The sequence below is a fragment of the Pontibacter sp. HSC-14F20 genome (assembly GCF_019599265.1).
In the GTDB taxonomy this organism is placed as follows: Bacteria; Bacteroidota; Bacteroidia; order Cytophagales; family Hymenobacteraceae; genus Pontibacter.
In genome coordinates this window covers 88,098-111,716 of record NZ_JAHZTC010000011.1, presented here as the reverse complement: position 1 = coordinate 111,716, position 23,619 = coordinate 88,098, and the positions used below count along the sequence as shown (strand labels likewise).

Below are 23,619 nucleotides of genomic sequence, written 5' to 3'. Positions count from 1 at the left end.
TATAGTTTATACTAAACTTAATTTCTCAGCGGCTTACCTGTAGTCAGGATGCTCTGGATGCGCTCGAGTGTTTTGCGCTCACCAGTCAGTGACAGGAAGGCTTCGCGCTCCAGATCCAGCAGGTATTGCTCGCTCACCTCGGTCGGGGCCGATAGATCGCCTCCGCACATCACATAAGCCAGTTTGTGCGATATCTTCTGGTCGTGCTCCGAAATGTAACGGCCGCTTACCATGGCATTGGCTCCCGTCAGGAACATGCCCAACGCGCCTTTGCCCTGTACCTTGATGTTGGTCTTTTTAGCCGGCTGCGTATACCCTGCCTCGGCCAGACGTATCGCCTGCGCCTTTGCGTCTGCAATCAGTCGGTTGCTGTTGAGCGTAATAGCATCGCCCTGTCGCATAAAGCCCAGATCAAAGGCCTCTTTCGCTGAAGTTGACACCTTGGCCATACCTATGTTCAGGTAGATATTTTTGAGCGTGTTATATTCGATGTCGCCGTCTTCGTACATCTCGGCTGCGCGGAGCGTCATTTCTTTGGTGCCACCACCACCAGGTATAAGGCCCACGCCAAACTCCACCAGACCCATGTAAGTCTCAGCCGCAGCCTGCACGTGGTCGCAATGCAGGTTGAGTTCGCAGCCGCCACCCAGCGTAAGTCCGTGCGGCGCGCCTACTACAGGTATAGCCGAGTAGCGCATGCGCATCATCGTGTTCTGGAACTGGCGTATGATCATGTTCAGTTCATCATAATCCTGATCCAAAGCGTACATGTAGATAAGACCCACGTTGGCACCGGCAGAGAAATTGGCACCCTGGTTACTTACTACCATGCCACGAAAATCCTTCTCGGCAAGCTCTATACCTTTGTTAAGCGCCATGATCACATCGCCACCGATGGTGTTCATTTTAGTATGAAACTCCACATTCAGGATACCATCACCGAGGTCAATCAAGCTTGCTCCTGTGTTTTTCCACACCACGTTGTTGCTGCGCAGGTTGTCGAGAATGATGAAGTTCTCAGCGCCAGGTATAGCTTTGTATTCTTTACTCTGGATGTCGTAGTAACGGCGGTTGCCGTTTTCCACGATGTAGAAAGACTCTTTACCGTTATTGAGCATCTCCTCTACCCAGGCCGCCGGCTGGTAACCAGCCTCAATCATGCGCTGCACCCCTTCGCGGGCACCGATCACGTCCCAGTACTCGAACGGACCCAGTTCCCAGCCAAAGCCGGCACGCATGGCGTCATCGATACGGTATAGCTCGTCAGAAATTTCAGGTATACGGTTGCTCACATACTGGAACAGCCCAAAGAGGGACTCGTTGAGGAAGTGCGCAGCCTTATCGCTTTGCTTGGAGAAGGCTTTTACCCGCTTCTTCAGGTCTTCGATTGACTTTAGCACTTCCAGACTCTGGAACTTAGCACGCTGTTTTGGGGCGTACTCCATTGTGTTCAGGTCGAGCGTCAGAATTTCAGTCTTGCCTTTGGCGTCTTTTGTCTTTTTGTAGAAACCCTGACCGGTCTTGTCGCCCAGCCATTTGTTTTCTACCATCTTCTGCAGGTAATCCGGCAGCTTAAACAACTCACGTGACTCATCCTGCTCGCCGGTCTGGTACAAGCCGTTGGCTACGTTTGCTAAAGTGTCCAGACCTACCACATCTAGCGTGCGGAATGTAGCTGACTTTGGACGACCGATGATCGGGCCGGAGATACGGTCTACTTCGTCTATGTTCAGGCCGAGTTTGTTCATCACCTGCAGGCCTTGCATGATGGCGTATATACCCACACGGTTTGCAATGAAAGCCGGCGTGTCCTTAGCCAGTACCGTAGTCTTGCCAAGGTATAGGTCGCCGTAGTGCATCAGGAAGTCAACCACACTTTGGTCTGTTTCCGACGTAGGAATAATTTCCAAGAGTTTAAGGTAGCGCGGCGGGTTGAAGAAATGCGTACCGCAGAAGTGTATTTTGAAATCATCGGAACGCCCCTCCAGCATCATATGGATAGGTATACCTGATGTGTTGGAGGTGATCAGCGTGCCTGGCTTGCGATGTTGTTCCACCTGGTCAAACACCGTTTTCTTGATCTTCAGGTTCTCCACCACTACCTCAATAATCCAGTCGGCGGTAGCGATGTCCTTCATATTGTCCTCCAAGTTGCCGGTCTGGATCAGGCGGGCATCAGACCTGCGGTAGAGCGGCGAAGGATTGGATTTGATGGCTGCCTCCAGCGCACTGTTCACAATGCGGTTTCGGACGTGCTTGCTTTCCAGCGTGAGCCCTTTTTTCTCCTCGTCGGGGGTAAGTTCGCGCGGCACGATGTCGAGCAGCAGCACCTGCACCCCAATGTTGGCAAAGTGGCAGGCAATGCGGGAGCCCATTACGCCGGAACCCAGCACGGCTACTTTCTTAATTAATCTCTTCATAGAAAAAGCTTGATGGTCTACTATGGTTAGAAAATCTCTTTGTTTTCGATCATGTTGATGATGCGCTCAGACACCCGGAAAAAAATATCAAGTTCTTCCTGGGGTATAGCCGCCTGCACTTTGTGGTTAAAATGCAGCACCGTACGACGCGACACCTCTTTTTTCTCGAGCCCTTTCTCCGTCAGGAAAATCCGCACCAACCGCTTGTCCTTGTCATCCGACACTTTGTAGATAAGGCCTTTCTCCTCCATGCTTTTCAGGATGCGGGTCAGGCTGCGTGCCTCCAGCCCAAGCAAAGGGGCAATTTTAGTGGCGGGAGTACCTGTCTCCTGGTTGATGTTGAGTAATACGAATCCTATGGAAGTGGTAATGTCGTTTTTGGCAGCCTCTGTATTATACATACGGGAGATAGCATGCCAACATACCTTTACATTATAATCTACGGTCTCTTCAGGCTTCATGCATTATAGTGTTTATACCAAATATATAAAATAATGTTATGCAAGCATACTATTTTAGAGAAAAAATTAATTCCCTTTCCGACCTCACAACATAAAGCGGATTACGTGTTATAGTACCTTTTGCTATAGTTTATGTATAATCCGAAGAATGGTTACAAACAAAAAACCCTATCCGGTATGGAAAGGGTTTTTACTGTCGGATATATGGGCGCTTCTAGAACATCGCGTTTATTTCCTGCTGGTAGTTGGTCGTAATGTTTTTGCGTTTCACCTTCAGGGTTGGTGTTAGTTCGCCGCTTTCCACGGTCCACATGTTCGGCACGAGTGTGAACTTCTTAATCGTCTCGTACTGCGCCAGTCCTTCGTTCGCTTTGTCTATCTCACGCTTATACTTCTCCAGAATCTCTGGTTTCTTTATCATATCGGCATCAGAGGTATAGGGTATACCTTTGTGGGCGCACCAGTCCTGCAGACCCAGGAATGAAGGAACGATAAGGGCAGCGGCGTATTTCTGTCCGGCTCCTACTACCATGGCCTGTTCAATCACTACTGACTCTTTCAGCTTGTTCTCGATTGGCTGCGGGGCTACGTACTTGCCACCCGAGGTCTTGAACATCTCTTTCTTACGGTCGGTTATCTTCACGTACTTGCCGTCTACCAGCACACCAATGTCGCCGGTGTGGAACCAGCCCTCCGCATCGATTACTTCGTCCGTCAGGTCAGGTTTATTGTAGTAGCCTTTCATTACGTGTGGACCGCGGGTGAGAATCTCGCCGTCCTCGGCAATCTTCACCTCCACGCCGTCAATTGGCAGGCCAACCGTACCAATGGCGTTGTTTTCCGGCTCAAAGCGATTCACTGCTATTACCGGTGAGGTTTCTGTCAAACCATAGCCTTCCATCACGCGGATGTTAGCCGACCAGAATACACGGGCCAGCCGCGGCTGCAGTGCTGCACCACCCGATACAATGGCAATAACATTGCCGCCAAGTGCCTCGCGCCATTTGCTGAAGATAAGTTTGTTGGCGAGTTCCAGCTGTTTGTTATACCACCAGCCTTTGTCTTCGCGGGTATCGTATTCCAGACCGAGTTCCAGTGCCCAGAAGAAAAGCTTGCGCTTTATACCTGTCAGTTCCATGCCTTTGGCCACAATCTTGTCGTATACCTTCTCGAGCAGACGCGGCACCGTGGTGAACACATGCGGCTGCACCTCTTTCAGGTTATCGGCCACTTTTTCGATACTCTCGGCATAGTAGATCGACACTCCGATGCGCATGTATAAATAAAGGAGCATACGCTCAAAAATATGGCAAAGCGGCAGGAAGCTCAGCGCGCGGTGTGACCTGTTAACAGGTACATAAGGCAGGGTGCCCGTCACGTTGCTGATAATGTTATTGTGCGTCAGCATCACCCCTTTCGGGTTACCGGTTGTACCGGAGGTATAGATAATGGTCAGGACATCGTCAGGAGAAACGGCAGCCTTCATCGGGTCGAGTTGGCTCACATCTTCTCCTTCCGCCATTTTCATCACTTCTTTCCAGTGCTTGGCCCCGCTTATTTCATCGAAGGTATAGATCTCTTTGATGCTCTCCATTCCCGCGGTAGCGGCTACTACTTTATTATAGAGTTCTGCGTCAGAGACAAACACAGCCTTCACTTCCGCATCGTTGAAAATATAGCGGTAATCCTCCACGGTGATGGTGGGGTACATGGGAACGCTCACAGCACCTATCTGCTGAATACCAAAGTCAGCAAAAACCCACTCCGGACGGTTCAGGGATATGATGGCCACTTTATCGCCTTTCCCTATACCTAGTTTCAACAGACCAAGGCTCACCTGGTTGGCAGTGTCCTGCACATCCTGTGTACTGTATTTTACCCACTGTCCGTTTATTTTAGTAGCCAAACAGTCTGGCTGTGGCGAGTTTTGCAGCTGAAAAGGCAGCAAATCAAGAGTCCGGGTTACGTTCATGGTGTTTACTTAGGTTAGAGTCAGTGTTTGTAAAGGCAGTGAGTTTGTTGGCGCAACTTTAGTCTTGCCTATGTTCTTTAATGCATTTTAATGATTTTTTTCTGAAATTTCTATACCTGCCTGCACAAATATTTGTTAATCCTTATATTGATAGTACTTTTTACCCTAAAAAGTTATACTTAACCAAAAGCCGCTTACAAAAGCTGCATTTTTGCTATATTTGACCTTCCTGATACAGCTTTATGAACCTTTCCATCTTCTTTGAGCCTCTGAACGAGGACATTTTTGCACTGCTGGACAAGCCGCGTACGCTCGGCGCTTACATTGGCCGTTTTACGGGTAAATTCCCGGACTGGCGCTCTGCCGATATTGCCCTGCTGGGTGTAAATGAAACACGTGGGCGGGGAGAAGAAACTGTATCAGAAGTGACTCCGGCGCGTGCAGTGCGCAAAAAACTGTACAACCTGCACAAAGGAGCCGGACGCTGCAACATAGTCGATTTGGGTAACCTGCGCCCAGGTATAACACTCGACGACACTTACCTGCGCTTGAAGGAAATTGTGGAAATCCTGCTATCGCATAATACGATACCTGTCATAATTGGCGGTTCACATGACCTGGAGTACGGCCAGTACATGGGTTACGAGCACCTGGAGCGCGCCGTGAACATGGTAACCGTGGACAGCAGCGTCGATATGACCGAAGACAGTGAAGTGCCTGCCAACAAAAAGCAACTGCGCCAGATTCTGATGCACGAGCCGAATTATCTCTTCAGCCTGGGCCAGATTGGCTTTCAGTCGTACCTGGTGGACCCGGAGGTGATGGCTACTTTCGAGAAGCTTCATTTCGAGGCTTACCGTGTGGGCGAAGTGCGCCAGCGTGTACAGGAAATGGAGCCCGTTGTACGCCAGGCTGACCTCCTTACCTTCGATATATCTGCTATACGCCACCAGGATGCGCCAGGCTATACCCCGGCTAACCCATTTGGGCTTACAGGCGAAGAGGCTTGCCAACTTTGCTGGTATGCAGGTATGAGCGACCAGATGACATCGCTGGGAATCTATGAATACGATACCTCACAAGATGGCCAGGAACTCACAGCCATGACCATTGCCACCATGGTGTGGTACTTCATCGAGGGCTTTTACCACCGCAAGCACGAAACAGAGTTCAGCTCCAGCAAGTTTACCAAATATGCCGTAGCTTTTAACGACAACCCCGAGCGTATGACCTTCTACAAAAGCAAGGTGAGCGAAAAGTGGTGGATGGAAGTAGAGCCTCTCTCGGACGAGAAAAGCCCGCGCATTGTGCCCTGCAGCTACGAAGACTACCTGCAGGCCATTAAAGGTGAGGTACCCAACCGCTGGATCCTGACGCAGGCCCGCATCGGCTAAACCCTAAGAGCCCGACAAAGAAACAAACCTGATTCTGCTCCGTTTGCCCCAATCACTAGGACAGTATTATTATATTTGCAACCCGGGCCCTGTGGAGCCGGCGATTTAATGGAAGAAAATCTCCCGACGTATACCCTGCAACAACTCGCCCTGCGCAACGGCCAGGACCGGGACGAGGTATGGGTCGCCTACAAAGGGCTGATTTATGATGTACAGAAATCAAGACTGTGGCGGAGCGGCAACCACTACGAGCACTGGGCCGGACAAGACCTGACCGAGGAGCTGAAGGATGCGCCGCATACCGAATATGTGTTTGACAAATTTGATGTGATCGGAAAAGTCAAAAACTCAGTATACCGAAAATAAACATGGGGAGTTTCCTGCCAGCGAAGGCAGGCTCCTGAGCAACCATAATTTACCAATACTATGATTCTGATAGCTGACAGCGGCTCTACCAAGACAGACTGGCGTACAATTGATACCGACAACGAGTATGAACAGGTAACCACCACTGGCATCAACCCCCAATACCTGGATACGGACAAGATCTACAGCGTTTTTGAGAATGAGCTGCTGCCTCAGTTAAAAGAGCGAAACATCAGCGCCATTTATTACTATGGTGCCGGCTGCAGCTCCCCGGAGCGCAATAAGCGTGTAGAAGACGCCCTGAGCCGTGCCTTCCCCGGCGTGCCTAACTACGTAGACCACGACCTGCTGGCAGCTGCACGTGCCTTGTGCGGTCACAAACCAGGTATAGCCTGTATTTTGGGGACAGGCTCCAACTCCTGCCTGTACGACGGCAAAAACATCATCGACAATGTCACTTCGCTGGGTTTCCTGATGGGGGACGAAGGAAGTGGAGCCTACCTGGGCAAGCTGCTCATCAAAGCTTACATGTACCGCGAGCTACCTGATGAGTTGGCAACCTCGCTTAAAAACAGGTATAACCTAACCAAGAACGGCGTACTGGATGCGGTATACGGTTCTGATATACCTAGCCAGTACCTGGCAACTTTTGCCAAATTCATGCACGAGAAGCGCAAGAATCCGGTGATCAAGGAAATGATTTATGAGAACTTTGAGGAGTTCTTTGAGCGCCATGTCAGCAAGTATGAGGGCTTCGGTGAGCTCCCTGTAAACTTTGTAGGGTCTATCGCGTTTCACTTCTCGGACACACTTAAGCTGGTGGCAAAGAAATATGGCTGCCGCATCGGAGTTATTATCTCCAGTCCAAGCGAAGGCCTGATCAAGTACCATCAGGAGCTGCTCAAAATGCAGAATGCCCAATAGCGCGTATAATTATTTTCTGAATTCAATTTGATCCATCATCACAGTGTCTACTACCGAATCCGACTCTCTCTACGATAGATTAGAGCAAATGCCCGTTCACGAGCTGCTTACCTGCATCAACCAGGAAGACAAAAGTGTACCAATAGCCGTTGAACGCGTTATACCGCAAATAGAAAGCCTGGTAAACGCTACTGTGAAACGTCTCCGCGAGGGTGGCAGGCTTTTTTACATCGGGGCAGGTACCAGCGGCAGATTAGGAATAGTAGACGCATCGGAATGCCCTCCTACTTTTGGTGTGCCGCATGGTATGGTAATCGGTATTATAGCGGGCGGCGATAGTGCTATCCGGAAGGCGGTGGAGTTTGCGGAAGACGACACTAAACAGGCATGGAAAGACCTGCAGGAGCATAACATCACAGACAAGGACATGGTGGTAGGTATAGCCGCATCTGGCACTACACCCTATGTAGTAGGAGGCCTTGAAGCCTGCCACCGCCTAGGTATAGCCACCGGTTGCATTGTGTGCAATGTCAACAGCCCTGTAGCCGCCACCGCTGACTATCCTGTGGAAGTGGTTACAGGCCCGGAATTTGTAACTGGCAGCACCCGCATGAAAGCTGGCACTGCCCAGAAACTGGTTCTCAACATGCTCACAACAACTACCATGATACAGCTGGGCCACGTGAGAGGCAACAAAATGGTAGACATGCAGCTATCCAACACCAAGCTGGTGGAACGCGGCACACGTATGCTGATGGAAGAATTGCAACTGGCAAAACCGGAAGCTGCTGCTTTACTCAAAAAGTATGGCAGTGTTCGCGCCGCCATTGAGGCCTACCGTAACGGCAATAGCATTTCATAAGAAAACCTATACCTGACAAAACAGATCGGCCTGCCAGTAATTTTTAAAACTGGCAGGCCGATCTGTTTTATTGTATACCTGTAAACTTCTAATCCAATATGGCCATACTCTCCACAAGTACTTTTGCGGCCTCTTTGCTCGGCACTTTATAATTGATCACCGCCCAATCGTAACCTAATTTAAAGCGATCGTCTTTTATGGCATACCGCATTTTCTCACGGTAGTCTGCCACAGGTTCCAGACCAAGTTCCTGCCGGAGTTCGTTCGCCTTTGTCTCTTCCTCCTCGCTCATCCGCTGCACCAAATAGCGGCTGGACAGGTCCCCGAATTCTTCATCGTCTTTACAGTCTTCCGGTTTATTACAGATAACGCGGGCCAGCACTTTGGACCGATACAGGTTTTTCCCCTGCTGCTGGTCCATCAGGTAGGCAGCAGCCTGCGGGTCGAGTTTACCTTCCTGCACGGCCTGGGTGAGCACCTTTTTAAAATCAAAGCCGTTGCGGGCGGTGGTCTGTCGCTGAATCACGATGCTAAAGCGTGGCAATACCTCCAGCGTGTCTGGCAGGCCTATCAGTTCCTCTCCCGGGTAGCCGTGCTTACTGATCCAGGCCAAAAGTCTTTTCACGTTGTCTGCTTCTATCTTTCTGATCGTATCGGCATGCACGCGCAGGCCTCCCTTCGCCTGGCGGAAAAACTGATCCCGTGCCCAGAGTTCATCCAGGTCGGCACGCAGGTCTATGTTTGTGTTCTCACGGAAAGCTTTGCGGCGCTTCGGGTATTTTTTCGCAAACTTCTTCCAGGCTTTGTGTGCTCTCAGGGTGTCAAGTGTCTCTTGCTGTTCCAGATACTCCAGGGAAACACCTTTTCCTACGAGCTTCTCCAGATAATCTATACCTTGTTTTTCGTGACCTGTAAGTGCGGCACACACGGCGGCATTGTAGTAGTCGCGGGCAAAACCGTGGGGCACCGCTGCAAAAGCCTGCTGGTAAGTTTCCAGAGCTTCTGCATAATCTTTTGCCATCACCAGCCTCTCAGCTTTATTGATGCGTGGATGATACTCCTTGGTATAATCTAGTTTGGCTAATGCCTGCGTACTAAAACTCAGCAATGCCAGTAAGAAGAGTATGGTCACTGCCGGTTTAAGAAAATTGGTGGTGAATGTGAACTGCATAAGAAATGGGTGGTGTTTTCAGTTGGAACGTGCCATGTTATAACGTACGCAGGACAGCCTTAGCATATCAAGCGGTTATTTTGTACCTGCTTATACCTGCATCAGCACACAGGAGTTGACTAATCGGGCAATTTCTTCCTTAAATATAGCCAACTTTGTCGAGATTCTTTAAGTAGACAGACGAAGGCCAGACGCTAAAGAAGATGGCAGAACAAATTGACCTATGCACACAATTGAACCCTTTTATAATTGGTTGGAGCTATACTCAGCTACCGAAGACCCGCGCTCTCCGCTGTATGGCGCCGAGAACAGCCTCACGCAATACACTAATACCATCTATGGCTATTACATACACCCGCAGTGGGACGAAATTGATTCTGAGACGCTATACCTGAAAATACTCTATGCCGACTACGAACTTGGCTTCGCCGTGATTGAGTTTATTGGCGAGTGGAACGATGCGCTTCACAATGACATCATGAAACTAAAACGCAATATCATCGATCCGTTGGTGCAGGAGGGTATCAAACATTTTATCCTGATAGGCGAGAATGTGTTTAACTTCCATGGTTCTGAAGACGACTATTACGAAGAGTGGTTTGAGGATGTGGAAGAAGGCTGGATCGCGGCCATCAGCTTCCGTGATTTTGTGCTCAGTGAAATGCGCAGCTATAACATCGATTCCTATATAAACTCAGGAGGCACCCTGGATGAACTGCCCTGGCGGACTTATACACCTAAGCGGCTCTTTGCGTTGGTAAACAGCATGATCCAGAAGCGGCTTGGCGCGTAAAAGGATGGCTATATTTTTGTAATCAGGTATAAAAAAACCGGCAGACCCTTTTCAGGATCTGCCGGTTTTTTTATGTTGCCAGGTGCTTATTGCACTACATCTTTTGCTTCATCTTCTACTTCATCAGCGGCATCTTCCACGTCGTTACCTACGTCTTCTGCTGTGTCCTCCACTCTCTCCTGCGTGTTTTCCTCACGCGTATCGCATGATGCAAAAGTGAAAGTGAACAGACCGGCTGCGAGAATCATTAAAATTGGCTTTTTCATTATAGATTGGTTAAGGTGAGAAATAAGCTACTTGCAGTACGAGCCCGATAAGCATAGGTTTTGTTATATATAAAAAAAGCACTCCGAAGAGTGCTTTTTTTCTTTTGCCTGACGTTGCCGACAGGTAGTACTGGTACCAGTGATTACTGAACAGTAGTTGTGTCTTCCATTACAGAAGTGGTGTCCATCTCCATGTCAGTCTCAACGTCAACTGTCTCTACAGTTTCTGTTTCAGTAGTCTCAACATCAGTTGCAGTTTCTTCTGCGTTATTGCATGATGCAAAAGTGAAAAGACCTGCAACGAATAGTAAACCGAATACTTTTTTCATAATGTTTTGTGATTGGTTAAAGATGAAGCTTCAAATATAACAGTATATCTGAATATATTGATACAGAAGCTCTTATTTTTTCTTAAACAACACTTTGATCGGTACTCCTTCGAAGCCAAAATGCTTGCGGATCGTGTTCTCGAGGTAGCGGGTATACGGCTCCTTGATGTACTGCGGCAGGTTGCAGAAAAACGCAAACGTCGGGTTGTGCGTCGGCAGCTGCGTTACATACTTAATCTTGATAAACTTGCCTTTCATGGATGGTGGCGGGTAACGCTCGATCTCCGGCAGTATTTTATCGTTGAGCTTGGAAGTAGCAATTTTGCGTGTCTTCTGCTCGTATACCTCCATCGCAGTTTCAATGGCCTTGTGCACACGCTGCTTCGTTGACACCGACGTGAAAATAATCGGCACATACTTGATCGGTGCGATCGCCTTCAGTATTGCTTCCTCAAAATGCTTGGTGCTATGAGTGTCCTTTTCTACCAGGTCCCACTTGTTCACCAGAATGACGATGCCCTTGCGGTTTTTCTCGGCCAGGGTAATGATGTTAACGTCCTGCGACTCCACGCCACGGGTTGCATCCAGCATCACGATACACACATCGGCATCCTCTAGGGCGCGCACGGAACGCATCACGGAGTAGAACTCAATGTCTTCGCTCACTTTGCTCTTGCGACGCAGACCAGCTGTATCTACAATGATAAACTCTTTCCCAAAGGCGTTGTAGCGCGAGTCAATAGCATCGCGGGTAGTGCCGGCAATGTCGGTCACGATGTTACGCTCCACACCCAGCAGCAGGTTTACAAAAGATGATTTACCCACGTTCGGGCGGCCTAGCACGGCCAGTCTAGGTACACCTACATCCGGGTCTTCTGTACCTTCCGTTTTAAAATGCTTTACTACTTCGTCCAGCAGGTCGCCGGTGCCGGAGCCGCTTTGCGATGAGATCGGGAAAATATCTATACCTAAACCTAAGGCATAGAACTCTCCCATTTGATGCGCACGTGCATTGGTATCAGCCTTGTTGGCTACTACATAGATTGGCTTATCAGTGCGGCGCAGTACGTTGGCAAACTCTTCGTCCAGGCTGGTTACGCCTGCCTCCACGTCTACCATAAACAGAATTACATCAGCTTCTTTAATAGCCAGTTCTACCTGCTTGTTGATCTCTCCTTCAAAAATATCGTCGGATCCGTGCACGTAGCCACCGGTGTCGATAACGGTGAAGTACTTGCCGGTCCAGTCGCCGTGCCCGTAGCTGCGGTCGCGGGTTACACCGCTCTCGTTATCCATAATGGCTTGGCGGCGCCCTACAAGGCGGTTAAATAGCGTAGACTTGCCCACGTTCGGGCGACCTACAATTGCAATGATGTTGGTTGACATCTAATAAAAATAAAGTAGTTAAAGTGCCCCCGGAGCACCTTGCCCCGAAGCTTTAATAGTGCGCTACTCGCTGTAGCCGAATCGGCGCAGCAGCTTCTGGTCGGTTCGCCAGTTCTCGTTCACGCGCACGTATAAATCAAGAAATATCTTTTTCTGAAAAAACTGCTCCATATCCACGCGGGCCTGCGTTCCCACTTTTTTCAGCGCCTCGCCTTTGTGGCCAATCACTATACCTTTCTGGCTCTTGCGCTCCACACTGATCTCGGCCCGGATACGGATGATGTCTTCTTCCTCTTTGAACTCCTCTACCACTACTTCGCAGCTGTAGGGAATTTCCTTTTTATAATTGAGGAAAATCTTCTCGCGGATGATCTCGGACACAAAGAAACGCTCGGGCTTGTCAGTCAGTTCATCTTTGGGATAAAAAGCCGGATGCTCTGGCAATAATGCCATCAAACGGTTGAACAATTGCTCTACTCCGAAATTATGCAAGGCCGAAATCGGGTGAATCTCGGTCGGGTTCATCTTCTCCTGCCAGTAAGCCACCTTCTCGTTCACTTCTTCTTCTGTGGCCTGATCGATCTTGTTGATGAGCAGCAGAATCGGCACCTCGGCGTGCTGCAGGCGCTTGATCACATCGTCCTCGTCATGCTTTTCATAAATGTCCGTCACAAACAAAATAATGTCTGCATCCTCCAAAGAAGTGCGAACAAAACTCATCATCGACTCGTGCAAAGCATACTGCGGCTTAATGATACCAGGCGTATCAGAATACACGATCTGGAAATCATCGCCATTCAGGATACCCATAATGCGATGACGCGTGGTCTGGGCTTTGGACGTGATAATGGACAGCTTTTCCCCCACCAGGGCGTTCATAAGCGTAGATTTACCTACATTGGGCTTCCCTACTATACTTACAAAACCGGCTTTGTGCGGATTTTCGGACATTGTTGAAAATTTAAGGTTGCAAAATTACTCCTTTTTTTACGAAACCCGGTGAAAATGTGTGGATTTGAATTTTAAATGAGTGATTTAGTAACCAACGATGCAAACATTTCTGACCACTTGCTGCTTTACTCCTCGCAGTTCTCTATCAGGGTATAGAAACTATCAATCATAACTAACTCGTTATACTTCGTATCTTTGTAAAGCAACAGCACTATTAGTTATAGATGAGCAAGAAAAAAACAGGCAAGATTGGCGTTTTGCTGGTGAACCTGGGCACGCCAGATACACCCAGTACTCCTGACGTAAGAAAATACCTGCGCGAGTTCCTGCTGGACCCCCGCGTAATCGATATGAACCCCGTGGGGCGCTACGCCCTTGTGAATGGCGTGATTGCTCCTTTTAGAGCACCAAAATCTGCCAAGGTATACAAGCAACTCTGGACAGAGCGCGGCTCTCCGCTCCTTTACCACGGACTGGACCTCCAGAAAAAACTGCAGGAAGCGCTGGGCTCCGGCTACCACGTGGCTTTTGGCATGCGTTACCAGAGCCCGAGCATTGCCAGTGCCCTGGAAGAGCTTCGTGAAAAGAGCGTGGAGCGGATCATCGTGCTTCCACTGTTCCCGCAGTATGCGGCAGCCTCAACAGGTTCTGTGCAAGACAAAGTGATGGAGATTGTAAGAGAATGGTGGGTTATACCTAGCATCAACTTCATCTCCTCCTTCTGCGACGATCCGGGCTTTATCAATGCTTTTGCGGAGTTGGGCAAGCAACACATGGCGCAGGACGATTATGACCATGTCATTTTCAGTTACCATGGTCTGCCGGAACGCCAAGTGCTCAAAGGCAGCGACAAAGGCTACTGCCAGTTGGGCGCCTGCTGCAACAGTTACAACAAACGCAATAAGTACTGCTACCGTGCCTCCTGCTTTGTAACTTCCAGAATGCTGGCACAAAAGCTGGGCCTGCGTGAGGACCAGTACACGGTCACATTCCAGTCCAGGCTTTTAAAAGACCCTTGGCTGCAGCCTTACACCGACGAGGTGCTGAAAACACTGCCTGGCAAAGGCATCAAAAAAGTGCTGGCGTATAGCCCGGCTTTTGTTGCGGACTGCCTGGAGACTACTATTGAAGTTGGCGAGGAGTTCAAGGAGATGTTTGAGCACGCCGGCGGTGAGAAATGGCAACTTGTAGAAAGCCTGAACTCTAACCCGATGTGGGTAGAGGCCGTGAAGAATATGGTGCTGGAGAATTAAGAAAGAGTTGAGTATTGGGAGATGTGAAAATTTGAAAATGAATCCCGATCAGGTATAGAATACATACCAACCATAAAACGGAAAGAGCCAAGGCGATTACGCATTGGCTCTTTCCGTTTCGGCTATACCTTAAAATCTGACCTTGGCAAGACATCTAAAAAAGAGTTAGAAAGCCATAAACTCATGGTCAAATTCTTAAATCAAAAGATCGGCAATTAAATCCTCTTGAAATCTACCCAATAATCGGAAGTAGCATCTGAGTAGGCTCTTAATTTTTTTAATAGTACAGCGGGATCGCTTTCCACAATCAGGTTTTCGCGCTGGTCAAACTTCACGAAGCCTTCACTAACTGTATAGTCGATCATCTCAAAGAACTTGTCCCAATAACCGTTGATATTATAAAAGGCCACGGGTTTTTTGATGATGCCGAGCTGGTTCCAGGTGATGATCTCGCAAATTTCATCGAGCGTACCAAAGCCGCCGGGCATGGCAATAAAAGCGTCGGAGCGAGCCGCCATAATAGCTTTTCGTTCGTGCATCGTCTCCACTACCACCAGGTCCTGCAATCCTTTATGAGCTACTTCCCTTTCGACCAGGCTACGCGGTATAACGCCTATACCTATACCTCCTCCGGCTAGCACGGCATCAGCAATTACACCCATCAGACCCACGTTGCCACCACCATATACCAGTTTTATACCTTGTCCAGCCATCAACTCACCTAGTTGTGCGGCAGCCTCACTATAGACCGGGCTTATACCTGCATTGGCTCCACAAAAAACGCCTATACTTCTCATCACTTAACTCCTACTAATTTCTGTTTTTGATTGACGAAGAAAGGCTCCAACATTACTGCTGAAGCCTTTGTTATTTATAAAGAAACCTCCCTATACCTAGGCCAGCTCTTTTTTATACATTTTGGCAACTGTCTCGGCAACGTAATCGATCTCAGCCTCGGTGTTATACTTGCTGAAAGAGAAGCGAACAGAACCGCGAAGCGGATCTACACCCAACGCACGCAGCACATGCGAGCCGGCATTGGCACCGCTACTGCAGGCACTTCCGCCCGAAGCCGAAATTTTGGCAATATCCAGACTGAAAAGCAGCATTTCGTTAATGTCAGAGGCCGGTAGGCTCACGTTAAGCACTGTGTAAAGACTCTTGTCTCCAAACTCCGACATGCCATTGAAGCTCAAGTCCTCCATCTGCTCGCGCAGTTTGTAGATCATGCGGTCTTTCAGGCCCTGAATGTGTTTCTGGTGCTCAGCCATATCGCGGTAAGCAATCTCCAGCGCTTTGGCCAATCCAATAATACCATACACGTTCTCCGTACCGCCACGCATGTTGCGCTCCTGCGCCCCCCCCTGAATCAGGGGTTGAATTTTGGTGGACGCATCGCAGTACAGGAACCCAACACCCTTTGGACCATGAAACTTGTGCGCCGAACCTACCAGAAAATTAGCACCGATCTGCTGTACATCGTGTTTGTAATGGCCCATGGTCTGCACTGTATCAGAATGGAAAATCGCATCATACTTTCTGCAGATCTCTCCAATCTTCTCAATGTCATTTAATGTGCCGATCTCATTGTTAGCATGCATGATCGAAACGATCGTGCGTGGCTGGTTTGCCAGCAGCTCCTCCAAATGCTCCAGGTCCAGGTTGCCGCGCTCGTCGTGGCGCAGGTAGCTCAGTTGCACATCACCTTGCTTTTCCAGCATCTCCATGGTATGCAGCACAGCGTGGTGCTCCAGTTTGGTGGTGATAGCGTGCTTTATACCTAGCGAACGGCAGGTACAGACAATAGCGGCATTATCAGCCTCGGTGCCACCGGAGGTAAAAAACACCTCGGCAGGCGACGTGTTTAGCAACGTAGCTACCGTGCGACGGGCTTTTTCGATGGCAGACCTCACCTCGCGCCCATGTGAATGGATGGAAGATGGATTGCCGAAATGCTCCAGCATAAAAGGGGCCATGGCATCAAAAACCTCTTTGTCAAGAGGAGTGGTAGCTGCATTATCTAAATAAACACGCATGATATTTTGTATTGGATTCTCTTAAACGAACTACTAAAGTATAAAAAAAAGTTGCGCCAAAGGAGAAAAAACATGGTTTCTCCTTTGGCGCAACCCCTGACAGTTACTCAAAAAGTATGCTACAGCAACAACACATTACGCTTTGGCAGAGATAATCTCTTTGATGTCAGCAATAATTTTGTTGGCCAGATGCTCGGCAGTGGCATTGCTCTCCGACTCAGCGTAGATGCGGATAATCGGCTCTGTGTTGGATTTGCGCAGATGCACCCACTCTTTGTCAAACTCGATTTTCACGCCGTCAATTGTATTGATGGGCTGCTTGGCGTAGCGCTCCTGCATTTGCTGCAGCACATCGTCCACGTCTACATCAGGCGTCAGCTCGATCTTATTTTTAGAGATATAGTAATTCGGGTAGCTGGCACGCAGGCGCGTCATGCTTATACCTGACTTGGCCAGGTGTGTCAGGAATAAAGCTATACCTACCAAGGCATCGCGGCCATAGTGCAGCTCTGGATAAATAATGCCGCCATTACCTTCTCCACCGATGATCGCATTTTCAGCTTTCATCATGTTCACCACGTTCACTTCGCCTACAGCGGCAGCATAGTAATTACCGCCAGCTTTTTCGGTCACATCGCGCAGCGCTCTGGTAGACGAAAGGTTTGAGACAGTATTGCCTACCTGATTCTTCAGCACGTAATCGGCCACAGCTACCAAGGTATACTCCTCACCGAACATGCTACCGTCTTCGTTGATCAGCGCCAGTCTGTCTACGTCCGGGTCTACCACTATACCTAAGTCGAACTTGCCTTTCTCAATCACGCGCGCAATCTCACGCAGGTTCTCTGGCAGCGGCTCCGGGTTGTGTGGAAAATTGCCGTCCGGCTCGCAAAACAGCTTTTCAACTTTATGTACTCCCAGCGCTTCGAGCAGCATAGGTATAGCTATACCTCCGGAGGAGTTTACACAGTCGATGGCTACGCTGAAGTCTTTTCCCTTGATGGCGTTTACATCAACAAGCGGCAATGCCAGAATTGTATCAATGTGCTTTTGCAGCGCTTCATCGTCACGTTGGTAACTGCCCAGGTCGTTCACCTGCGCAAACTCAAACGCTTCCTTGTCAGCAAGCTCCAGCACTAGTTTCCCTTCTACATCAGAAATGAACTCGCCTTTCTGGTTAAGTAGTTTGAGCGCATTCCACTGTTTCGGGTTATGGCTTGCCGTCAGGATAATACCACCGCCCGCTTTGTAGTCAGGCACCGCCATTTCTACTGTAGGCGTAGTAGACAAACCCAAATCGACCACGTTTATACCTAACCCTTGCAAGGTGGCGCAAACCAGCTTGTTCACCATGTCACCCGACAGGCGTGCGTCGCGTCCTACTATAATGGTATTGTTGCCAGTAGTCTGCAATACCCAGGTACCGTAGGCGGCGGCAAATTTTACCACATCCACAGGAGTAAGCGCTTCACCTGCCCTTCCTCCAATCGTACCTCTGATTCCTGAAATTGATTTTATTAAAGCCACTACGAGAATATTTTTTTCAGCTGCAAAAGTAATAAATTAGAATTAAGGTTTAGCAGTTTATGGAATTTAGCTACTTACTGCATCTTATATTTGAAGCGCCTAACAGCGCAGGTACTGTAGCACCCTGCACTACAACATTGCCCAAGATGATTTTATTATCTTTGTACTTATGAATAAGACGCAAAAATTTGAAGACAGTCCGCGCGGGCGTCAGTTACAGGCATTTGACCGGCTGCTGGATGTGATGGATGAGTTGCGCGAGAAGTGCCCATGGGATAAGAAGCAGACCATTGAAAGCCTCCGCCACCTGACCATTGAAGAAACCTACGAATTATCCGACGCTATCATCCGCCAGGATATGCAGGAGATCAAAAAGGAAATTGGCGACCTGATGCTGCACATGGTATTTTATGCTAAAATAGCATCCGAGCAAAAGGCCTTTGATATAGCTGATGTTCTCAACTCGCTCTGCGAAAAGCTTATTTTCAGGCACCCGCATATTTACGGAGATGTTACTGCTAATACCGAGGAGGAGGTAAAACAAAACTGGGAGCGGCTAAAGCTGAAAGAAGGCAACAAGTCTGTGCTGGGCGGCGTACCCACCTCACTTCCGGCCTTGGTAAAAGCCATGCGCATACAGGAAAAGGCACGCGGCGCAGGTTTTGATTGGGATGACAAGTCGGAGGTATGGAAGAAAGTGCAGGAAGAGCTAAATGAGTTTGAGTCTGAGTTTAACACAACGGAAATTAAATCGATAGACCACCAGCGGGCTACCAGCGAATTTGGCGACTTACTTTTTTCGCTGATAAATTTTGCCCGTTTCATTGACATAAATCCGGAAGAAGCACTTGAAAAAACCAACCTGAAATTTATAGATCGCTTTCAGTACATGGAGCAAGGTGCTAGTAAGGACGGGAAACGTTTACAGGATTTGTCTCTCAAAGAAATGGACATTTACTGGAATAAGGCAAAAAAAAGATAGGCATACATACAGTTTTAGAGAACATGCATTATATTTAGGCTTCAATTTGTTCTTAAACCCTATCTCAACAAGCTTATTTTAGTTTACTTTTTTCTTAATAACCAGCTTAAATACTTTGTTCATCACATCTTATTTTTTGGCCTGATTTATTACTATTACAGGAACTCTACTAATCGCTCACAATATTACTGCCCGATAGCCAAGGTTTATCACCAATAAATTCCGGTATCAATCAGCTGACTATCAAATATTAACAAAGAGCGTAGATTAAAACAGAACAGATGTATGAAGTTTAAACTTTGGATAAGAATTTAAAATAAATATATTTGTAAAGCCGCAATATTCGCCTTTAGTAACAGCAATAAAAGATCTGTTTTAAGCTGACTAAACGGTTTTTCGGTTGGAATTTATAAAAATTAAAAGCGCTATATCGTTTGAAAATTGCGGAAAAAGCAGAAATTGCAAAACCAATAAAGAACTAAATCCGAAACAATTACATTTTATATTACACAATCGATTTTATTTACAACACAAACAGCTAAACTTTAAACTTTTAAACAAAATGGAAAAAAAGACTGCAGTAGTGAGCAAAGATGCTAATGTAGAGAAAAAGCCAAGCCCGATTGGTGGCGTATTTGCGAGTATTGTTATTCCGCTTGCGCTGATAGCATGTGTGCTTATCTATATGTTCGTTTTTGGCAATCCTGCCAACTTCGAAGGCAACGACCCTAACAACCACCCACTTCCGGGTAACTATCTTGGCATTGTTTACAAAGGTGGCTGGGTAGTTCCCCTGTTGCTAACTCTTAACCTGCTGGTATTCATCTTCGCAATTGAGCGTGCGCTTACCATCAGCAAAGCAAAAGGTACAAAAGGTGTTGCAGAATTCGTACGTAACATTTCTGCTAAATTGAAGCAACAGGATATCAATGGCGCTATCGCTGCCTGCGATGCTCAGAAAGGATCAGTTGCTAACGTTGTGAAGGCAGGTTTGATGAAGTACAAGGAAATGCAAAACGAGCCAGAACTGCTGAAAGCTGAGAAAGTAGCTTCAATCCAGAAAGAAATCGAAGAGTCTACTTCTCTTGAACTTCCAATGCTGGAGAAAAACCTGGTAGTTATCTCAACTATCGCCTCTATCTCTACACTGGTAGGTTTGATCGGTACAGTACTTGGTATGATCAAGGCCTTCTCGGCTCTTGCAACTTCAGGTGCTCCTGACTCAGTAGCTCTTGCAAACGGTATCTCTGAGGCCCTTATCAACACTGCCCTTGGTATTACTGGTTCTACTATCGCGATTATTGCGTACAACTACTTTACAAGCAAGATCGATGAGCTTACTTACGGCATTGACGAAGCAGGCTTCAGCATGGTGTCTACTTTCACAGCTCAGCACGAGACGCCAGCTACAAGACCACATACTGTATAAGTTAAACCGTATTTAACCAGATAAGATGCCTAAAGTAAAAGTAAAAAGAACAGCCCCCTCGTTGGACATGACGCCAATGGTGGACTTATTCTTCTTGCTGGTTACTTTCTTTATGCTGACTGCAACAGCCAGACCAGATGAGGCTGTTATAGTAGATACGCCTTCATCTGCTTCAGAAATCAAGATTCCGGATACCAACGTAATAACCATTACGGTTGACAAAGATGACCGTGTTTTCTTTGGAGTAGACGGGCAGCATACAAAGGAAGTATTGCTTGACAGAATTGCTAAGAATTACGGAATTGGCTTTACCGAGGAGGAGAGAAAAACATTCTCTCTTCTAAGCAACTTTGGTGTACCGGTTAACCAACTGAAGTCTTTCCTGGCAATGGAGTCAAATGCACGTAAGGAGGTAAACCAGCCGGGGATCCCAATTGATTCGACACGTAATGAACTTGGCGACTGGGTACTGCAGACACGTCTAACTAACCCTCAGGTGGTAATTGCCATCAAGGGCGACCAGGATGTGAGCTATCCAACAGTGAAGAGAGTAATGGATATCCTGCAGGAAAAGAAAGTCGACAGGTTTAATCTCATTACGGACATGGAGATGAAGCCAACTAACTAATAATTAGAGAGGAGATAAGAATATGGCAGAAATGCAACAAAAGGCCGACTCTGGCGGCAAAGGCGGGAAAAAACGCGCCAAACGCCAGTCGACCAAAATTGACATGACACCGCTGGTAGACCTTGCCGCCCTTCTGATTACGTTCTTCATGCTTACCACGACCTTCAACAAGCCGCAGACCATGGAGATCAACATGCCGAAGAAAGTCGACAATCCGGAAGAGCAGATAGCCCTGAAGGCCAGTAATGCGATGACCATTATACTTGGCCCTGATGACGATCTGTACTACTATTTCGGTTTGGCAGAGGATAACCCGGAAATTGTTGAGTCGAACTACGCAGCAAACGGTATTCGTCAGGTTCTGTTATCATCACGCGTGAAATCAAACGACATGATGACCGTAATGGTGAAGCCAATGGAAAGTTCACGCTATAAAAACGTGGTGGACATCCTGGATGAATTGAAAATAACGGATACCAAAAGGTTTGCGATGGTTGAAATAGCCGACTCAGACAAAAAATTGGTACAAGAACAAATTGGGAATTAAGATATGGAAGTAAGTAAGTTAGAAAAAGCATCGCTCGATGATATCGTCTTCGAAGGACGAAATAGAGCGTACGGTGCCTACCTACTTCGCAAAATTTACAATAAGCATATCACAATTGCCGCAACTGTAGCAATTGCATTGTTCTTCCTTTTCCTGAGCATCCCTTTGATCACGAAAATGATTAAAGGAGACCAGGAGGAAGCACAAGTGGTAGACCGAATTGTAACAGAAGTAGACCTGGCTCCGCCACCACCACTGGATGAAGCAACGCCGCCACCGCCGCCACCGCCGCCGCCAGATCTTCCACCACCGCCGCCACCAGTACGTGCACAGGTAAAGTTCACGCCACCAGTTGTTAAGCGTGACGCTGAAGTACAGGAGGAGGAAAAAGTGCCGGATCAATCAGAGTTGGAGGACGTAGACATCGGAACCGAAACGGTTGAAGGTGTTAAAGGAGCTCCTCTCGATCTGGGTGACATCGACGGTACCAGCGACGTAGTTGCAGAAGTAGTAGAGGAAAAGCCTTATACTTACGTGGAGCAGATGCCTGAATTCCCAGGTGGTGAAAGCGAAATGATGAAGTACCTTGGCAAAAACATCCGCTACCCAGCCGCTGCACAGCGCGCCGGTGTGGAAGGCCTGGTAGTACTTTCGTTCGTAGTTAGCCGCACAGGCGAGATCTCAGAAATTGAGGTTGTCAAGAGCCTTGGCTCTGGTACTGACGAAGAAGCTGTACGCGTTGTGAAAACAATGCCGAAGTGGTCTCCAGGAAAGCAGAACGGTAGATCAGTACCTGTTCGCTACACATTGCCTGTACGATTTGCTATTAAGTAAGTCTTATACATGATAATAAAAAAGGCCCTCCTACGAGGGCCTTTTTTATTATTGCCTGCTACAACCATTTATACCTTCACCCCTCCACTCAATCAAGATAGCAGTAGAACAATGAGAACGAAAAACTCTGTTAAAAATATAACTGAGCTTATGGAATAATTGCCCGAGGTGCATCTAATAAGAAAATGCAGGTAAAACTGTCCACATCTAAAACCCATGCGCCATGAAAGAGAGCTATTTATTCGACATGACCTTTAACAATGTAGTCTTTGCCACCCGAAATAAAGCCTATGGAGCTTATGAATTGAGAAAAGCGTATGGCAAGCACGTACTAACAGCCATTATAGTTGCGACAACTTTGTTTGCAATGGGTCTGGGCTGGCCCCTTTTACTTCCCAAACTGGAGACAAACAAAACAGCAGTAAAAGATCCGAAAATAAAGGAGCGCGTCATTTTAATAGACCAGCCTTTGCTTCCTCCTCCACCTGCAGATCCTGAGCCGAGACAACAGGCTCCGGCACCCGCTAGTGAAAAGCAGATCAAAACAGTAAGAAACACCACAACCAGAGTGGTACCAGACTCACATCCCGGACCAGATGAAGCTCCACCTACCGAAAAAGAGATGGAAGGGGCCATCATCGGCACAGAGAATATAGATGGAGATGCACTGAGTAATCTTAATCTGGAAGGTATAGAAAGCACAGGCGACGTAGGCACAGGAACCGAAGAAAACAATAATATTGTCAATTTTGCGGAGGAGATGCCGTCATTTGCAGGAGGAGAAGCAGCCTTGATGCGCTACATTAGCAAAAAGATACGCTACCCAAGACCGGCAATCAACGAGCAAATTGAAGGCATGGTTATCGTAAGCTTTGTAGTGAATAGAAATGGAAAGGTAACTGATGCAACCGTACTGAAAGGATTAGGGTTCGGGACAGACGAAGAAGCACTTCGCGTAATCCAAAGCTTACCAGATTGGTCACCGGGCAAACAAAACGGCAAACCTGTTGCCGTCCGCTATACGCTACCAATCCGGTTCAGCCTGCAACGATAAGTAGCAATATAAAGTATAAAGCAGAAGCTAAACT

General features: G+C 47.9%; 23 protein-coding genes. 12 read left to right on the top strand and 11 right to left on the bottom strand.

The genetic code is table 11. The features are described 5' to 3' along the window. Window positions 1–17: 17 nt before the first annotated feature. From K3G39_RS12465 to K3G39_RS12455, 3 genes are all read right to left on the bottom strand, one after another. The gene (locus tag K3G39_RS12465) at window positions 18–2,420 is read right to left on the bottom strand and encodes a 3-hydroxyacyl-CoA dehydrogenase/enoyl-CoA hydratase family protein (protein ID WP_220626503.1); all 2,403 of its coding nucleotides are present in this window, start codon (window positions 2,418–2,420) and stop codon (window positions 18–20) included. A gap of 26 nt (window positions 2,421–2,446) precedes the next feature. Then, window positions 2,447–2,881 (bottom strand): MarR family winged helix-turn-helix transcriptional regulator, encoded by a 435-nt coding sequence (locus K3G39_RS12460; protein WP_220626502.1) that lies wholly within the window; start codon window positions 2,879–2,881, stop codon window positions 2,447–2,449. A gap of 214 nt (window positions 2,882–3,095) precedes the next feature. Then, complete coding sequence (locus K3G39_RS12455) at window positions 3,096–4,853, bottom strand: long-chain fatty acid--CoA ligase (protein WP_220626501.1); 1,758 nt, start codon at window positions 4,851–4,853, stop codon at window positions 3,096–3,098. Between the two features lie 242 nt (window positions 4,854–5,095). On the opposite strand from K3G39_RS12455, the gene K3G39_RS12450 reads away from it, so the two are divergent. The 4 genes from K3G39_RS12450 (at window position 5,096) to murQ (ending at window position 8,399) form a co-directional block, all read left to right on the top strand. Beyond that, window positions 5,096–6,247: a formimidoylglutamase gene (locus K3G39_RS12450; RefSeq protein WP_220626500.1), complete on the top strand. Its 1,152-nt coding sequence runs from the start codon at window positions 5,096–5,098 to the stop codon at window positions 6,245–6,247. A gap of 108 nt (window positions 6,248–6,355) precedes the next feature. Next, window positions 6,356–6,613, top strand: a complete 258-nt coding sequence (locus tag K3G39_RS12445; protein ID WP_220626499.1) for a cytochrome b5 domain-containing protein — start codon at window positions 6,356–6,358, stop codon at window positions 6,611–6,613. Window positions 6,614–6,673: 60 nt separating this feature from the next. Further along, window positions 6,674–7,537: a hypothetical protein gene (locus tag K3G39_RS12440; protein WP_220626498.1), complete on the top strand. Its 864-nt coding sequence runs from the start codon at window positions 6,674–6,676 to the stop codon at window positions 7,535–7,537. A gap of 43 nt (window positions 7,538–7,580) precedes the next feature. Next, window positions 7,581–8,399 carry an N-acetylmuramic acid 6-phosphate etherase gene (murQ, locus tag K3G39_RS12435; RefSeq protein WP_220626497.1) on the top strand — a complete coding sequence of 273 codons (819 nt, stop codon included), beginning with the start codon at window positions 7,581–7,583 and terminating at the stop codon, window positions 8,397–8,399. A gap of 88 nt (window positions 8,400–8,487) precedes the next feature. Here murQ and K3G39_RS12430 read toward each other — a convergent pair whose 3' ends face one another. Next, window positions 8,488–9,570, bottom strand: coding sequence for a hypothetical protein (locus K3G39_RS12430; RefSeq protein WP_220626496.1), 1,083 nt, complete (start codon window positions 9,568–9,570; stop codon window positions 8,488–8,490). A gap of 223 nt (window positions 9,571–9,793) precedes the next feature. Between K3G39_RS12430 and K3G39_RS12425 the strand changes: the two genes are divergently transcribed. After that, complete coding sequence (locus K3G39_RS12425) at window positions 9,794–10,363, top strand: hypothetical protein (protein WP_220626495.1); 570 nt, start codon at window positions 9,794–9,796, stop codon at window positions 10,361–10,363. A gap of 86 nt (window positions 10,364–10,449) precedes the next feature. Here the strand turns inward: K3G39_RS12425 and K3G39_RS12420 are convergent, their stop codons facing one another. The 4 genes from K3G39_RS12420 to era all read right to left on the bottom strand — a co-directional run bounded on the left by K3G39_RS12420 (window position 10,450) and on the right by era (window position 13,295). Next, entirely contained in the window at window positions 10,450–10,629 is a 180-nt protein-coding gene (locus K3G39_RS12420; protein ID WP_220626494.1) for a hypothetical protein, read from the bottom strand. Window positions 10,630–10,772: 143 nt separating this feature from the next. Next, window positions 10,773–10,958: a hypothetical protein gene (locus K3G39_RS12415; protein WP_076423280.1), complete on the bottom strand. Its 186-nt coding sequence runs from the start codon at window positions 10,956–10,958 to the stop codon at window positions 10,773–10,775. Window positions 10,959–11,030: 72 nt separating this feature from the next. Further along, entirely contained in the window at window positions 11,031–12,344 is a 1,314-nt protein-coding gene (der, locus tag K3G39_RS12410; RefSeq protein WP_220626493.1) for a ribosome biogenesis GTPase Der, read from the bottom strand. Between the two features lie 63 nt (window positions 12,345–12,407). Beyond that, complete coding sequence (gene era / locus K3G39_RS12405; protein WP_220626492.1) at window positions 12,408–13,295, bottom strand: GTPase Era; 888 nt, start codon at window positions 13,293–13,295, stop codon at window positions 12,408–12,410. Between the two features lie 224 nt (window positions 13,296–13,519). On the opposite strand from era, the gene hemH reads away from it, so the two are divergent. After that, window positions 13,520–14,548, top strand: a complete 1,029-nt coding sequence (gene hemH, locus K3G39_RS12400) for a ferrochelatase (RefSeq protein ID WP_220626491.1) — start codon at window positions 13,520–13,522, stop codon at window positions 14,546–14,548. Window positions 14,549–14,763: 215 nt separating this feature from the next. Here hemH and K3G39_RS12395 read toward each other — a convergent pair whose 3' ends face one another. The 3 genes from K3G39_RS12395 to glmM form a co-directional block, all read right to left on the bottom strand. Then, window positions 14,764–15,345: a TIGR00730 family Rossman fold protein gene (locus K3G39_RS12395; protein ID WP_220626490.1), complete on the bottom strand. Its 582-nt coding sequence runs from the start codon at window positions 15,343–15,345 to the stop codon at window positions 14,764–14,766. A 96-nt stretch (window positions 15,346–15,441) separates the two neighbouring features. Next, window positions 15,442–16,584, bottom strand: a complete 1,143-nt coding sequence (locus K3G39_RS12390; protein WP_220626489.1) for a cysteine desulfurase family protein — start codon at window positions 16,582–16,584, stop codon at window positions 15,442–15,444. 135 nt (window positions 16,585–16,719) lie between these two features. Further along, on the bottom strand, window positions 16,720–18,111 hold the full coding sequence (gene glmM, locus K3G39_RS12385) for a phosphoglucosamine mutase (RefSeq protein ID WP_220626488.1): 1,392 nt from the start codon (window positions 18,109–18,111) through the stop codon (window positions 16,720–16,722). A 169-nt stretch (window positions 18,112–18,280) separates the two neighbouring features. On the opposite strand from glmM, the gene mazG reads away from it, so the two are divergent. From mazG to K3G39_RS12355, 6 genes are all read left to right on the top strand, one after another. After that, window positions 18,281–19,093, top strand: a complete 813-nt coding sequence (gene mazG / locus K3G39_RS12380) for a nucleoside triphosphate pyrophosphohydrolase (protein ID WP_220626487.1) — start codon at window positions 18,281–18,283, stop codon at window positions 19,091–19,093. 562 nt (window positions 19,094–19,655) lie between these two features. After that, a complete protein-coding gene (locus K3G39_RS12375; RefSeq protein WP_220626486.1) occupies window positions 19,656–20,522 on the top strand; it encodes a MotA/TolQ/ExbB proton channel family protein in 867 nt (288 codons plus the stop codon). Between the two features lie 25 nt (window positions 20,523–20,547). After that, window positions 20,548–21,150, top strand: coding sequence for a biopolymer transporter ExbD (locus K3G39_RS12370; protein ID WP_220626485.1), 603 nt, complete (start codon window positions 20,548–20,550; stop codon window positions 21,148–21,150). 22 nt (window positions 21,151–21,172) lie between these two features. Next, complete coding sequence (locus K3G39_RS12365; RefSeq protein WP_220626484.1) at window positions 21,173–21,697, top strand: biopolymer transporter ExbD; 525 nt, start codon at window positions 21,173–21,175, stop codon at window positions 21,695–21,697. A 3-nt stretch (window positions 21,698–21,700) separates the two neighbouring features. After that, on the top strand, window positions 21,701–22,531 hold the full coding sequence (locus K3G39_RS12360; protein ID WP_220626483.1) for an energy transducer TonB: 831 nt from the start codon (window positions 21,701–21,703) through the stop codon (window positions 22,529–22,531). Window positions 22,532–22,754: 223 nt separating this feature from the next. Next, a complete protein-coding gene (locus K3G39_RS12355; protein ID WP_220626482.1) occupies window positions 22,755–23,585 on the top strand; it encodes an energy transducer TonB in 831 nt (276 codons plus the stop codon). Window positions 23,586–23,619 lie beyond the last annotated feature (34 nt).

Bases quoted from the DNA above. Each gene is read 5' to 3' on its own strand.
- K3G39_RS12465 (WP_220626503.1), bottom strand. From the start codon at position 2,420: ATGAAGAGATTAATTAAGAAAGTAGCCGTGCTGGGTTCCGGCGTAATG.
- K3G39_RS12460 (WP_220626502.1), bottom strand. From the start codon at position 2,881: ATGAAGCCTGAAGAGACCGTAGATTATAATGTAAAGGTATGTTGGCAT.
- K3G39_RS12455 (WP_220626501.1), bottom strand. From the start codon at position 4,853: ATGAACGTAACCCGGACTCTTGATTTGCTGCCTTTTCAGCTGCAAAAC.
- K3G39_RS12450 (WP_220626500.1), top strand. From the start codon at position 5,096: ATGAACCTTTCCATCTTCTTTGAGCCTCTGAACGAGGACATTTTTGCA.
- K3G39_RS12445 (WP_220626499.1), top strand. From the start codon at position 6,356: ATGGAAGAAAATCTCCCGACGTATACCCTGCAACAACTCGCCCTGCGC.
- K3G39_RS12440 (WP_220626498.1), top strand. From the start codon at position 6,674: ATGATTCTGATAGCTGACAGCGGCTCTACCAAGACAGACTGGCGTACA.
- K3G39_RS12430 (WP_220626496.1), bottom strand. From the start codon at position 9,570: ATGCAGTTCACATTCACCACCAATTTTCTTAAACCGGCAGTGACCATA.
- K3G39_RS12425 (WP_220626495.1), top strand. From the start codon at position 9,794: ATGCACACAATTGAACCCTTTTATAATTGGTTGGAGCTATACTCAGCT.
- K3G39_RS12420 (WP_220626494.1), bottom strand. From the start codon at position 10,629: ATGAAAAAGCCAATTTTAATGATTCTCGCAGCCGGTCTGTTCACTTTC.
- K3G39_RS12415 (WP_076423280.1), bottom strand. From the start codon at position 10,958: ATGAAAAAAGTATTCGGTTTACTATTCGTTGCAGGTCTTTTCACTTTT.
- der (WP_220626493.1), bottom strand. From the start codon at position 12,344: ATGTCAACCAACATCATTGCAATTGTAGGTCGCCCGAACGTGGGCAAG.
- era (WP_220626492.1), bottom strand. From the start codon at position 13,295: ATGTCCGAAAATCCGCACAAAGCCGGTTTTGTAAGTATAGTAGGGAAG.
- hemH (WP_220626491.1), top strand. From the start codon at position 13,520: ATGAGCAAGAAAAAAACAGGCAAGATTGGCGTTTTGCTGGTGAACCTG.
- K3G39_RS12395 (WP_220626490.1), bottom strand. From the start codon at position 15,345: ATGAGAAGTATAGGCGTTTTTTGTGGAGCCAATGCAGGTATAAGCCCG.
- K3G39_RS12390 (WP_220626489.1), bottom strand. From the start codon at position 16,584: ATGCGTGTTTATTTAGATAATGCAGCTACCACTCCTCTTGACAAAGAG.
- mazG (WP_220626487.1), top strand. From the start codon at position 18,281: ATGAATAAGACGCAAAAATTTGAAGACAGTCCGCGCGGGCGTCAGTTA.
- K3G39_RS12375 (WP_220626486.1), top strand. From the start codon at position 19,656: ATGGAAAAAAAGACTGCAGTAGTGAGCAAAGATGCTAATGTAGAGAAA.
- K3G39_RS12370 (WP_220626485.1), top strand. From the start codon at position 20,548: ATGCCTAAAGTAAAAGTAAAAAGAACAGCCCCCTCGTTGGACATGACG.
- K3G39_RS12365 (WP_220626484.1), top strand. From the start codon at position 21,173: ATGGCAGAAATGCAACAAAAGGCCGACTCTGGCGGCAAAGGCGGGAAA.
- K3G39_RS12360 (WP_220626483.1), top strand. From the start codon at position 21,701: ATGGAAGTAAGTAAGTTAGAAAAAGCATCGCTCGATGATATCGTCTTC.
- K3G39_RS12355 (WP_220626482.1), top strand. From the start codon at position 22,755: ATGAAAGAGAGCTATTTATTCGACATGACCTTTAACAATGTAGTCTTT.